Source organism: Alteromonas sp. ABH4_457 (assembly GCF_056160625.1).
In genome coordinates, this window is the sequence record NZ_JBSWXN010000006.1 from 55,365 (window position 1) to 67,755 (window position 12,391).

Below are 12,391 nucleotides of genomic sequence, written 5' to 3' on the forward strand. Positions count from 1 at the left end.
TGCTGAGTTATGGTTGCTTGCAGGGCAGTCATCAGAATTGGCTGAAGGGATCCATGAGTATTGCAGCCACGCTACTGTCAGCTATGTACCTTATTACCCGCGGCAAACTCTGGCGGAAAGCTGTCGTTTTCAGCGGTATTATGGCATGGATGTGGTCAGCTTTAATGACGGGCAGTATTTCGCACCCGCCGGCAGAGTTGTTTCGCGGCTTCACGAATCGCCGTTGCCGGAGGAGCCTGATGAGGATGATATTGATACTGTTCAAACAATCTGGTCAGACTGGCGAGATCGTTTGCTATAGCCTCCGGCACTTTATGCTTACAGTATTCATAGAATTGTCCCGGACTGCGGTTCTCCCTTCGCAGATTAAATTTTTGTTCCAGTTTCTCAACCGCGCCAAGATAGTACTTCTTTTCTCTGGCAATGTGACTTCGTTGCCATCCTGGTACAAAATAAATAACCAGCAGCGCACCTGTGAACAAGAGCAGGCCGGCGGCAAATAAGCTGAGCTTTAACGGCGTTATACCATTTAAAATACGGTCTAGAATGTCCGTTTGTTTATCGTTGTTATAGCCTAAAAACCAGCGGCTCCAGAGAAAATCCATTTGTGCACTCATGTTGCGCAATGCATCGAAGAACGCTAGCTGGCTGATACCGTTTAGCGGGTGATCGCCCTGAATTTCTGTCGAGAATCTTGCTGCCTGCTCAAAACCGTCGAAAATTCGTGAAGGCGCAACCATGGTTGTCGGATCGTAGCTTTGCCAGCTCACCCCGTCGGTTTTTGCTTCTACCCAGGCGTGAGCGTCGTACTGATACACATTGACGGTTTCATCATTGATAGGTGTGCCACCCTGATAACCTGTCACAATGCGGGCGGGTATACCGGCAAGCCGCAGTGCAAACGTCATCGCACTGGCATAATGAGCACAAAACCCCTGTTGATGGTCAAACAGGAAACTGTCTACCGGATCATTAAGCATGGGCGGTGGTGTTAGCGTGTAACTGAAAGGCTTGTCATTAAAATAACGCATCAGTGCTGAAACAAATGCACGGTTATCAGGATGCATCTCTCTGAGCCCGTGTACCCATTCCCTGGTTTTCTCATTACCTCTTTCCGGCACTTGCAGGTTCAGCGTATTGTCCAGCGCCGCATTCCCCTGACTTCGCGGGGAGTCAGGGTAGGAGGCAACATAATAAGCATAGCGGCTGAACAGTGGCTGTCTTGATGTTAGCTGGTATTGCCAGCCCTGCCACAATTCCCGTTGACTGGCTGCACTGTCCGGTACAGCTGTGTCTAATGCAAATAACCAGGACTTTTTGGTGGGTTCGGCAATGACTTCATAGCGGACAGGCTCACCGCTGAGGGCCGGCCGGAACGGCTTATTCATATACCGCAATTGGGTTTCTGCGTATTGCCTTGTTTCACTGACTGACCACGATTTTCCGTCAAAATGTTCCAGCGTCAGTGCACGCCAGTAAAGCTGTTCTCTGACCGGAACAGGCGTTGAGAATGTGGCACTGAATGCCAGCTTTTCAGACTGTGCGAGATTGGCAATGTCACCCGGCGTAATGGTTTCTGCCAGCCCGGTTTCTGTGGATTTGCCTTCCGGCATTTTCCATAAAGGGGGAAGCCGGGGCATAAACACAAACAAAATAACAGCAAGAGGCAACGCCTGAAAGAACAGAATAAAGGTTTTCTTTTGTCTGAATTGTCTGGTTGACGACGGTGTGTGAGCAGACAACAGAATATACAGTAAGAACAGAAACAGGATGCCGTAAAATAAGGTACGGGCCAGCGACTGATAGAAAATGAAACCGCAGGCCAGCAGGAATATGGCGCAGATAAAAAGTTGATAGAAATCCCGTCGCTTACTTAACAACATTAATTTTAGCGCACAGGCCAGCAGCAGCAGGTTAACCATAATATGCAGGAAATCCATACCGTCACTGGTGGTGATCAGTGCTGTTCCCGCCAGCAGGGCAAGTAAGTTGACCATACGCTTTCCGGGCATATGGTTGTACCAGCCGAGAAACAAAAATCCTCTGACAATGCCGGCACATAAACAAAGCAGTAGTACCCACAAATGAATATCGCTGAACAGGGAGGCTGCCAGCACCACAAAGAAAACGGAAGTCAGCATACTTTCACGGTTCCCCGCAATCGGCAGGCTTACAGGCATCATGACGGTGTGTCCTGACGGAAAAGGGCCAGAGCTTTTAAACAGGCCTGTTTGTGCTGTTGTCCGCAGCCCGGCTGAATAACCAGATTGTCCAGTTTCAGGCCAAATTGTGTGCCGGTTGCTGACAGCTGAGTGACCTGCCAGCTCAGCACCGACAGCGCCGTCTCTGTATCCGTGCGTAACTGATGGATATCCAGATAGCCGCTGACCGGCTGTTGATCGGTGAAAATCTTATTTACACGGTCACCGCCTTTGGCGACCCGTTTCCATGCAACGCGGTTTAACGGCTCTCCGCTCTGCCAGGGCTGCAGTGCAAAGAAGTCATCGGTGCCATTTTGCACCTGCTTGCCGGTACCGCTGCGGGCATACCATTGAGACAGATCGGCGTGCTCGGGCTTTTTCTGCGGATAGACTAACAGCGTCTGATTAAAATCAGGATGGGTCCAGCATTTCACCAGTCCGAGGGGAAAAGAGGAGGTGACGGTCACTCTGGGCAATCTCATGATGCCCCGTTTATCTGCCTGTATTGCCAGAAGATGAGATTTTTTTTCCTGTTCGAGATCCAACGTGCTGCGGTCAATATCACCGTACCATCTTATTTCCATCAGTCCCCGCAGAGATTTCCCTTCAGCGGCGTTAATGTCTACTGTCATAAATCCATTTTCGCCGGCGAACACCGGCTTTAGCTCCCTTGCTGACAATCGTATCCCTGAGATATTTTTGTAGGCAGTGAACAAAGTGATAAGGAAAAGGCTTAACAGAAACTGACAAAGAAAAAGCAGAAGATTATTCTGATAGTTAACCGCAAGCAGAAACAGACAGGCGGTCATCATCAGGTAAAACCAGCCGAAGGTACCCGGGAAGATGAAGATATTACCATGATGTAACTGATGAATAGTGTCCGGCGGCATTCTCTTAGCCAGCCATTTTAACGACCATGCTCCGAAAGTTTTCCTCATCATCCGCTTTTCAGGCTGCCAGTGGGTCCACACTGTTCAGCAACCGCTTACTCAGTGTATTTTCTTCGATGGATTCGTGATGAGTACCCCGTAATCTGTGTTCCGCCACAGCGGCAAAAATAGCCTGAACATCTTCAGGGACGATGTAGTCGCGGTCGTGAATGAATGCCCAGGCTTTTGCTGCGTTTAACAGGGCACGGCTTGCCCTGGGGGAGAGGGGTTGCGGATAACCACTTTGTTCCCGGCTCTGATTTACCAGGTTAAGCACGTATTCCAGTACGGCTTCACTGCAATGCACATCGTTGACCTGCTGCTGATAGCGGAGCAGTGAGCGGGGATCAATTTTTTCCGCCAGCGGACCTTGTTCTCTGCCACCTTGCTGCTGCAACATGGCTTTTTCCGCTTCTCTTGAAGGGTATCCCAGAGATATACGCATGAGGAAACGGTCCAGCTGTGACTCCGGCAAGGGATACGTTCCGCTCTGATAGCCCGGGTTTTGAGTGGCAATAACAAAAAAAGGTGAGGGCAGCGGATAAGTGGTGCCGTCGACGCTGACCTGGTTTTCTTCCATGGCTTCAAGCAGTGCACTTTGTGTTTTCGGTGACGCACGGTTAATTTCATCTGCCAGGATCAGTTCGTTGAATACCGGACCGGGGTGAAACCTGAATTCGTGCTGCTGTTGATCGAACACGTTCACCCCCAGCATATCTGCGGGCAGTAAGTCTGACGTGAACTGAATACGGGAATAAGACAAGCCGAATACATTTGCCAGCGCATGAGACAAAGTGGTTTTGCCCATGCCCGGTAAGTCTTCAATCAATAAATGACCTTTTGCCAGCAGGCAGGTTACAGCCAGCTTCAACTGTTGAGGCTTGCCAATAATATGCCCTGACAGTGCGTCTGTGATCGTCTGAAATTCTGTTCGCATGGGGTTTTCCCGCAACCGGTTTGTCCTTATTTATACATGCTAGCAATTCTGAAAGGAATTGCTGTTATCCTGTTGATACCTGAGTATAGACACGTTGTCTGCGCCGGGTGATATAAATTACCTGAGTGAACCTGATTTAGTGCTGTTATCAATATCCTTGTTGTCTATAATGGACCGGTTTATTAAGGAAGTACCATATGAAAATCATTGAAATTGATGATGAGCTGTATACGTTTATAGCAAGTCAGACAAAACACATCGGCGAAAATGCGTCGGACATTCTGCGTCGTTTACTGCTGGGTGATGCTGAAAGTAACGAAGTAAAAGCAGCACCTGTAAAGGCGGCTCCCGCGGTGAAAAAAGCGGCTCCTGTTAAAGCCCGTCAAACGAAAACACCGTCACAGTCAACAACGGTTTCTGCCCCCCTTGCTGTAGAGCACGGCAGCGGAGATATCGAAGCCAGACTCACCAGTGCTGCACTGGCGCAGTACACCAAACGGGTAGATCTGTTTCTGTTTATTCTGTCTGAACTTCATGATTTGCACAGCGATGCCTTTGCAAATGTTGAACAAATTAAGGGTAAAAATCGTATTTATTTCGCAACCAGCAAAGACGCATTGCTGAGTACGGGAAGCAGTACTAACCCTAAATCTATTCCTGACTCACCCTACTGGGTAGTAACAAATAACAACACTGCTAAGAAAGTAGCGATGTTGGAACAGGTAATGAAAACACTGGGATACAGCGACGAAGCCACGCAAACGGTTATCGCTAAATTTGCTTAATACCCCTGGTTAGCAAGACGCTCACTTAAATAAAGGACGAAAAATGGCATTACATCCGCAGGCAGGAGAACCCGCAGCTCCGGAGCAACTGATTAACGTTGCAGAACTTATCACCCAATATTTTACCTATGTTCCTGATGCTGACTCGCCGGCAGAAGCTGTCAGTTTTGGTACATCAGGTCACAGGGGCACAGCAGCAAATACAACGTTCACAGACACGCATATTGCTGCAATTTGCCAGGCGTTGGCAGAGTACCGTCAATCAGAAGGCATCGACGGCCCGCTGTATATTGGTAAAGATACCCATGCATTGTCAGAACCGGCAATGATCACTGCGATTGAAGTATTAAGTGCCAACGGTGTTGATGTAGTGATCCAGCAGGCAGATAACGCCAGCCGCGGCTACACACCCACGCCGGTTATTTCCCGCACCATTATTCGTTATAACCGTGGACGTTCTGCGAACTTAGCTGACGGTATTGTCATTACGCCTTCTCACAATCCGCCTTCTGACGGTGGCTTCAAATACAACCCGCCCCATGGCGGACCCGCTGATGGCGATGTGACATCTGTCATTCAAAAACGTGCTAATGCACTTATCGCTGCGGGCAATAAAGACGTGAAGCGAATGAATGTGCAACAGGCACGGGCAGAAGGGAAGTTTGTGGAAGCGGATTTCATGGAAGCTTACATAGACGATCTCGCTGAAGTTGTGGACATGGAAGCGATTGCAAAAGCCGGGCTTAAACTCGGTACCGATCCCTTAGGCGGAGCGGGAGTCGGATACTGGGAGCGTATCAGCGAAAAATATGGCCTTGATATCACGGTTGTGAACGACAAGGTTGATCCTCAGTTTGGCTTCATGCGTCGTGACAAAGATGGCAAGCTGAGAATGGACTGTTCTTCTGCCTATGCAATGGCCGGTCTTATCGATCTGAAAGACAAGTTTGACCTTGCCTGGGGTAACGATCCTGACTTCGACAGACATGGTATTGTTTGTCCTGCTGCAGGCCTTATGAACCCTAATCACTATCTGGCCGTAGCTATCAATTATCTGTACAGCCACCGCCCTGACTGGCCGGAAAGCCTGAAAGTAGGTAAAACTCTGGTATCCAGCTCAATGATTGACCGAGTCACCGCGAACCTGGGTCGTGAACTGGCAGAAATGCCGGTGGGCTTTAAGTGGTTTGTGGGTGGATTATCCGACGGTGAAATCGCCTTCGCAGGCGAGGAAAGTGCCGGCGGTATTTTCCTGCAGCGCAACGGTCAAACCTGGGCCACGGATAAAGACGGTTTTATTATGTGTCTGCTGGCAGCAGAAATACTTGCTGTCACCGGTAAAGATCCCGGTGAGCATTATGAAGCGCTGACTGAGAAATTCGGTTCGCCTGTGTATCAGCGGGTCGACGTTGCTGCAAGCCTGGAAGAGAAAGCGAAACTGTCCGCCATGGATGCGTCTGTGGTGACCAGCGACTCCCTCGCCGGTGAGTCAATTACTTCAGTGCAAACTCATGCTCCCGGCAATAATGCTGCCATCGGGGGAGTGAAGGTATCCACTGAAAACGGATGGTTTGCCGCACGACCTTCCGGAACTGAACAAATTTATAAAATTTACGCAGAGAGTTTTAATGGTGAAAGTCACTTACAATCTCTCATCAAAGAAGCGGAAGAACTGGTAGCAAAAATTACTAAATAAACGAGAATGTTTAAATTTGACGCTTAAAGTGTAAATTTATTGTTAATTAATGGGCTGTATTTTTAAATGCAGCCCATTTTTTTTGAAAATTAACAAACATTTTACAAAAAATCGTTTTTAACGCTGCTATATTGCTGCCATATCGATATTTTATTGTGTAATTTAATTACAGTGTAAGGCTAATTTGTAGCCAGTTTACATCGCCATAGTAAAGTGAGAACTGATATGAACGCGAAAACCACTAAAGCGAAAACGGTTGCCCCTGTGGCCGTCAGCGCCGGTAGTAAAAACGAATTTAAATCAGCTGTTATCCGTCACCTGCATTGCACGCTGGGAACAGATGAAAACAAAGCGAATAATCACGCCTGGTGGAAGGCGACCTGTGCTGCTATGCAGGAACAGGTTCTAGAAGGTTTACGTAAAACCCAGAAAACCCATTACTTAAACGATACACGTGCTGTTCATTATTTCTCTGCAGAATTCCTGATGGGCCGTTTACTCTCCAACAATCTACAGAATTTTGGTCTGTATGATGTTGCCAATGAAGCGCTGAAAGAGTTAGGCGTAGAACTTGCTGATGTTATGGAAGAAGAGCCTGACATGGCACTGGGTAATGGTGGCCTGGGCCGTCTCGCTGCTTGCTTTATCGACTCTCTGGCGACCATGGAATTACCGGCAATCGGTTACGGCATTCATTACGAGCACGGCCTGTTCCGTCAGGAAATTCAAAACGGCGCACAGATTGAGCGTCCGGACAGTTGGCGCGACTTTGGTAACCCGTGGGAAATTTGTCGTCCTGAATCGATTCAGCAAGTGTCTTTATATGGCTATGTTGAAACTAAGTACGGTGACAATGGCCGCATTCAAAAAGAATGGCACCCGGGTTCAATTGTAAAAGGTGTACCGTGGGATATCCCGGTTGTGGGCTACGGCGGTAATACCGTTAACGTGCTGCGTCTGTGGAAGAGTGAATCATCTCATTACTTCAACTGGGACGTATTTAATGCCGGTGGTTATGTGGATGCCCAACGTGAGAACGTACAGGCAGAAACCATTTCGAAAGTGCTTTACCCCAACGATGAAACAGAAGCGGGTAAAGAACTGCGTCTTATCCAGCAGTATTTCTTCTGTTCATGCTCATTAAAAGACATCATCCGCCGTTACAAGCGCGCTCACGGTGATGACTGGAGCCGTTTCGTTGATCAGGTCGTTATTCAGCTTAACGATACCCATCCGGCTATCGCGATCCCTGAATTAATGCGTATCTTAGTTGACCGTGCAGAGCTTGACTGGGATACCGCCTGGGGCATTTGTACTAAAGTGTTTGCTTATACAAACCACACTCTGTTGCCGGAAGCGTTGGAAAAATGGCCTGCACGCATGATCGAGAAGATCCTGCCCCGTCACCTTGAAATCATTTACGAAATCAACCACCGCTTCATGGCTGAGGTTGACAAGAAGTGGCCGGGTGACAATGCGAAAAAAGCGAAATTGTCCATTATCGAAGAAGGTAATGAGAAGATGGTTCGCATGGGTAATTTGTCTGTTATTGCCTCTTTCGCCGTTAACGGTGTAGCAGAAATTCACTCTAAACTGGTGAAAAAGAACCTGTTCCCTGAGTTTGATGCGCTGTGGCCGGGTAAACTGACTAACGTGACCAACGGTATTACACCACGTCGCTGGTTGAAGGCGTGTAACCCTGCGTTATCTAACCTTATCGATAAAAAAATCGGTGAAGACTGGCCGCTGGATTTGAAAAAGCTGGATGGTTTGTCTAAGTATGCTGACAACAAAACATTCCAGAAACAGTTTATGAAAGTGAAGCTGGAAAATAAGAAGCTGCTGGCACAGGAAATCAAGCAATCCCTGGACATCGATGTTGATGTGAATGCTATCTTCGACGTGCAAATTAAACGTCTGCACGAGTACAAGCGTCAGCACCTGAACCTGCTTCATATCATGGCGCTGTACCGTCGTTTGCTGGAAAATCCGGATTACGACATGCACCCGCGTGTATTTATTTTCGGTGCGAAAGCAGCGCCCGGTTACAAACTGGCGAAAGACATCATCTACGCTATCAACAAAGTGGCTGATAAGATCAACAACGACCCGCGGGTGAACGGTAAGCTCAAAGTGGTATTCCTGCCGAATTACCGCGTATCGTTAGCTGAGAAAATGATTCCGGCTTCTGACTTATCAGAGCAAATCAGTACTGCTGGTAAAGAAGCATCCGGTACCGGTAATATGAAGCTGGCTCTGAACGGTGCACTGACTATTGGTACGCTGGACGGCGCGAATATCGAAATCGCCGAAGAAGTGGGTGACGACAATATCTTCATTTTTGGTCTCACCGTTGATGAAGTGCATGAGCTGAAAGAAAAAGGCTACAAGCCGCTGGATTATTATTACCGTGATCCAGAAATCAAAGCGGTACTGGACTGGCTGGAGACTGATTACTTTACTCCGGGCAAGCCGGGTGCCTTAGTGTCCATCAAGCAGAGCTTGCTGGATCACGGCGACCCGTACATGGTACTGGCTGATTTCCGTGCTTACTCCGACGCGCAGATCCTGGTGGATGAGGCGTACCGTGACAAAGAACGCTGGGCGAAAATGGCCATTATCAATACAGCGAAGATGGGTAAATTCACTTCAGACCGTTCAATTAATGATTATGTCGAGCGTATCTGGAAGCTTTCATCCTGTTCTGTAAAGTAAATTTATAGAGCGAACAACAACGAAAGCCCGGGATCTGAAAAGATGCCGGGCTTTTTTGTTTTAACGGTTTGGCCTGCTCAGCAGGCGGCTGCGGCCTTACGCTTTCTGGTGAAAAATGACGCGGGCAGGTTACTTACCAGTGTGCCGGCTAATATCATCACCAGGGCAACAGACAGGCCAGTTGTCCATTGTTCATTGAACATGGGTACAGCCAGCGTACTGGCAAATACCGGCACCAGTGCCATTAAGCCACCCATTTTGGTTGCGCCGAGAATATGCACGGCGCGGGCATACAAAACCATTTGAACGGTTGTAGCCATGACACCCTGATAAAAAGCCTGCAGGCCCAGCATTTCAAAACTTTGCTGCGCAATATTATGTGGCAGAAACAGAATGTATACCGGCACGAACAGTATGGTCGTGGTCGCAATGATACCCAGCGTGGCGTGCCACGGCGCGAACTGCCACCGTCTCAGCAATACCGTAAAAATTCCCCAGAATAAGCAGGCAATGACAAAACTCAGATCGCCGGACAAGTAGTGACTGTCTGCGAGCAACGTTTCAGCTAGCAGAGCAATAATTCCGGTGCTGCTTAGTGCTATACCGATTTGTGATGAAAGACGATGTCTCTCATTTGCGATGAAATAGGCAAGTACTGCAATCATGACTGGCATTAATCCCGGTAGCAATAATGCCGCGTGGGTGGCCGGTGCCAGGGCGAAACCGGTGAAAACCGATACGCCGTATGCCACGCCGCCAATCGCGCCGAGCACAAACATACGCCACTGGAATATTACCTTGCGCTGCTTGTAAATGAACGGAGAGAACAGCAGGCAAGCTGTACCGAAGCGCACCATCAGCATATCCGGCACTGCCATGGATGATACGGCTCCTGCTTTACTGATGAGTATGAATCCTGTCCATATGAGGACGGCAGCAAGGGCATAACCTAACCCCTTCAGTGTGTTCTGGCTGGCGCTGTTTTGCGCTGTCATGGTAGTTCTCCGTGGTGCAAATTTCCGGTATCAGGCGTTCATTGCCTCAACCCTTGTGCAAAAGTATAAGGGATTAGTTATTTCATTAATAATGAATAAATGAGAAGATTTCTTTCATATTAATTGAATGGCAAGGTTTGCTGATGGACATTTCAGATCTGGTGGTGTTTAAGGCTGTTGTGGAGCACAAGGGCGTCAGCCGGGCGGCAGAATCTCTTCAACGGGTGCCATCCAACGTCACGGCAAGGTTAAAGAAACTGGAAGGGGAGTTGAATGTAGATTTGTTTCTGCGGGAAGGTAACCGTTTAACCGTAACTTCTGCCGGTCTCAGATTGTTGGACTACACCGGTAAGATATTGCAACTTCAGAAACAGGCCATCGCTGAATTAACCCTTGCAGAGCCGGGCGGTCTATTGCGGCTGGGTTCAATGGAAAGCAGTGCCGCTTCCCGTTTACCCGGTATTCTTGCGCGCTTTCATCGCCAGTATGATGCGGTACAACTTGAGTTGACAGCCAACGCTTCGATGCCGCTGGTGGAGAAAGTACTCAGCGGTGAACTTGACCTGGTGATGGCATCGGATCCGCCCGACGATCCAAGGCTGGAACGGGTGAAGTGCTTCGAAGAAGAGTTAGTGCTCATCTTGCCCCGTGAGTGGGAAAATAACACTGCATTGCCGGAAACGTTGACCATGGTTGGCTACAGCCGTGGCTGCTCGTATCGCCACCGGTTGGAAAAATGGCTCGCCAGACATAATCACATTTGCGAAAGGGTCACGGAGATCCCCAGTCATTTCACCATGATTGGTTGTGTTATCGCAGGTATGGGACTGGCCATGGTGCCCCGTTCTGTACTGGCATTGCATCAAACCGAAGGGTTAACGTTGAAAACGGTAGATGAAGATATTGCCTTTGCACCAACCTATCTGGTGTACAGAAAAGACAATCCATCCAGCGCCATTTCTGCGTTCATTGATTGTGCATTAGCTGCGCCCGGTGCGGTAAACTAACCATTCCATTATTCCCCTTCATTTTTATCGAATGCAAACACCAGCCTGACAGGCTGGTTAATAAAGGACTTTCGTCAATTGCAAAATAAACCGGTTAACAAAGAGCTTTATGCTCATACACTTCTTATTGTCGTCACGCTATTAGCAGCCTCTGGCTGGTTATTTTCAAAATTTGTTATTTCTGCCATGACACCCATGTTTTTCCTGGCTATACGATTTGTCATTTCGGGTCTGATGGTCGGAGGATTGAAGCCCCGTCAAGTGTTGAGTACCTCCGTGCAGAAGCGCCGGCGGGCACTCATGACAGGATGTTTGCTGGGCGTGCAAACCGCAGTTTGGGGAGCGGGTTTGTTATTGTCTGACGGATTGGGGGCAGGCGCATTTTTGCTTAGCCTGAGTTTTCTTCTCATACCGGTGACGGGATTATTTTTTGGTTACCGTGCCAAAAGGCACACATGGACTTCTGTAGCAATTGCGGTGCCGGGGCTGATCTTTCTTGCGTTGAGAAACGGCTTTGTACTCGTGCCTTCTGATATTTTGTTTCTGGTTTCAGCTGTACTTTATGCACTGTATTTTAACGTAAATGGCAAATATTGCTCAGATATACCACCAGTCACACAAACGTGCTTTCAACTTATTTCAGCCGGCGCAATTTGCTTTATCGCCTATCTGGTCACCGAGCAGAGTGCGACACAAACCGTCACAGAAGTGTGGCAATGGCTGGTGTTAAGCATTGTGCTTGCTACCTGTCTGCGTTTTTTCTTTTTATTGAAAGCACAGAGCATGTCTCCGGAAGGGCAGGGAGCGATAGTGATGACCCTCGAACCGGTTTGGGTAGCTATTCTCAGTGCCTGGTGGCTCAATGAGTCGTTAAATACAATGGCTTTAACAGGTATGGCAATTATATTTCTTGCGCTCGTCGTCAATGCGATTGGCAGCATGCTAGCGGGCAGGAAGCAAAAACTTGCTGCTTTGGGACAAGCCCCGATTGTCTGAATAAGTAAACTCAGCCAAAGAGTAAAATAAGTCAATTACAGTGGAAGAAGTGTTTTATACTAAAGTTTAAACATTTATGTCTATCTAACTTGGTAAACACACCATTTGTCTGATTAAATGTTCATGTGCT

Annotated in this window: 9 protein-coding genes; 5 read left to right on the forward strand and 4 right to left on the reverse strand. The window is 48.2% G+C overall.

Features of this window, described 5'->3' with window-relative positions:
• Positions 1–161 precede the first annotated feature (161 nt).
• The 3 genes from ACXAGR_RS15660 to ACXAGR_RS15670 are packed head-to-tail and all read right to left on the reverse strand — an operon-like array spanning position 162 to position 4,067.
• Positions 162–2,183 carry a transglutaminase TgpA family protein gene (locus ACXAGR_RS15660; RefSeq protein WP_474844489.1) on the reverse strand — a complete coding sequence of 674 codons (2,022 nt, stop codon included), beginning with the start codon at positions 2,181–2,183 and terminating at the stop codon, positions 162–164.
• Positions 2,180–3,142 carry a DUF58 domain-containing protein gene (locus ACXAGR_RS15665; RefSeq protein WP_474851201.1) on the reverse strand — a complete coding sequence of 321 codons (963 nt, stop codon included), beginning with the start codon at positions 3,140–3,142 and terminating at the stop codon, positions 2,180–2,182. Before ACXAGR_RS15665 ends, ACXAGR_RS15660 begins: the two co-directional genes overlap by 4 nt.
• Positions 3,143–3,149: 7 nt before the next feature.
• Positions 3,150–4,067: an AAA family ATPase gene (locus ACXAGR_RS15670; RefSeq protein WP_303574130.1), complete on the reverse strand. Its 918-nt coding sequence runs from the start codon at positions 4,065–4,067 to the stop codon at positions 3,150–3,152.
• A 197-nt stretch (positions 4,068–4,264) separates the two neighbouring features.
• Between ACXAGR_RS15670 and seqA the strand changes: the two genes are divergently transcribed.
• The 3 genes from seqA to ACXAGR_RS15685 all read left to right on the forward strand — a co-directional run bounded on the left by seqA (position 4,265) and on the right by ACXAGR_RS15685 (position 9,263).
• Positions 4,265–4,852, forward strand: a complete 588-nt coding sequence (seqA, locus tag ACXAGR_RS15675; RefSeq protein ID WP_119501736.1) for a replication initiation negative regulator SeqA — start codon at positions 4,265–4,267, stop codon at positions 4,850–4,852.
• A gap of 43 nt (positions 4,853–4,895) precedes the next feature.
• The gene (gene pgm / locus ACXAGR_RS15680) at positions 4,896–6,548 is read left to right on the forward strand and encodes a phosphoglucomutase (alpha-D-glucose-1,6-bisphosphate-dependent) (protein WP_474851202.1); all 1,653 of its coding nucleotides are present in this window, start codon (positions 4,896–4,898) and stop codon (positions 6,546–6,548) included.
• Positions 6,549–6,773: 225 nt separating this feature from the next.
• Positions 6,774–9,263 carry a glycogen/starch/alpha-glucan phosphorylase gene (locus tag ACXAGR_RS15685; protein ID WP_303574127.1) on the forward strand — a complete coding sequence of 830 codons (2,490 nt, stop codon included), beginning with the start codon at positions 6,774–6,776 and terminating at the stop codon, positions 9,261–9,263.
• Positions 9,264–9,340: 77 nt separating this feature from the next.
• On the opposite strand, the gene ACXAGR_RS15690 is transcribed toward ACXAGR_RS15685, so the two are convergent.
• A complete protein-coding gene (locus ACXAGR_RS15690; RefSeq protein ID WP_474851203.1) occupies positions 9,341–10,258 on the reverse strand; it encodes a DMT family transporter in 918 nt (305 codons plus the stop codon).
• Positions 10,259–10,401: 143 nt separating this feature from the next.
• Between ACXAGR_RS15690 and ACXAGR_RS15695 the strand changes: the two genes are divergently transcribed.
• The gene (locus ACXAGR_RS15695; protein ID WP_474851204.1) at positions 10,402–11,265 is read left to right on the forward strand and encodes a LysR substrate-binding domain-containing protein; all 864 of its coding nucleotides are present in this window, start codon (positions 10,402–10,404) and stop codon (positions 11,263–11,265) included.
• A 78-nt stretch (positions 11,266–11,343) separates the two neighbouring features.
• Entirely contained in the window at positions 11,344–12,261 is a 918-nt protein-coding gene (locus tag ACXAGR_RS15700) for a DMT family transporter (RefSeq protein ID WP_474851205.1), read from the forward strand.
• Positions 12,262–12,391 lie beyond the last annotated feature (130 nt).

Coding starts and splice junctions, on each gene's coding strand:
- seqA (WP_119501736.1), top strand. CDS start 4,265: ATGAAAATCATTGAAATTGATGATGAGCTGTATACGTTTATAGCAAGT.
- pgm (WP_474851202.1), top strand. CDS start 4,896: ATGGCATTACATCCGCAGGCAGGAGAACCCGCAGCTCCGGAGCAACTG.
- ACXAGR_RS15695 (WP_474851204.1), top strand. CDS start 10,402: ATGGACATTTCAGATCTGGTGGTGTTTAAGGCTGTTGTGGAGCACAAG.
- ACXAGR_RS15665 (WP_474851201.1), bottom strand. CDS start 3,142: ATGATGAGGAAAACTTTCGGAGCATGGTCGTTAAAATGGCTGGCTAAG.
- ACXAGR_RS15685 (WP_303574127.1), top strand. CDS start 6,774: ATGAACGCGAAAACCACTAAAGCGAAAACGGTTGCCCCTGTGGCCGTC.
- ACXAGR_RS15690 (WP_474851203.1), bottom strand. CDS start 10,258: ATGACAGCGCAAAACAGCGCCAGCCAGAACACACTGAAGGGGTTAGGT.
- ACXAGR_RS15660 (WP_474844489.1), bottom strand. CDS start 2,183: ATGATGCCTGTAAGCCTGCCGATTGCGGGGAACCGTGAAAGTATGCTG.
- ACXAGR_RS15670 (WP_303574130.1), bottom strand. CDS start 4,067: ATGCGAACAGAATTTCAGACGATCACAGACGCACTGTCAGGGCATATT.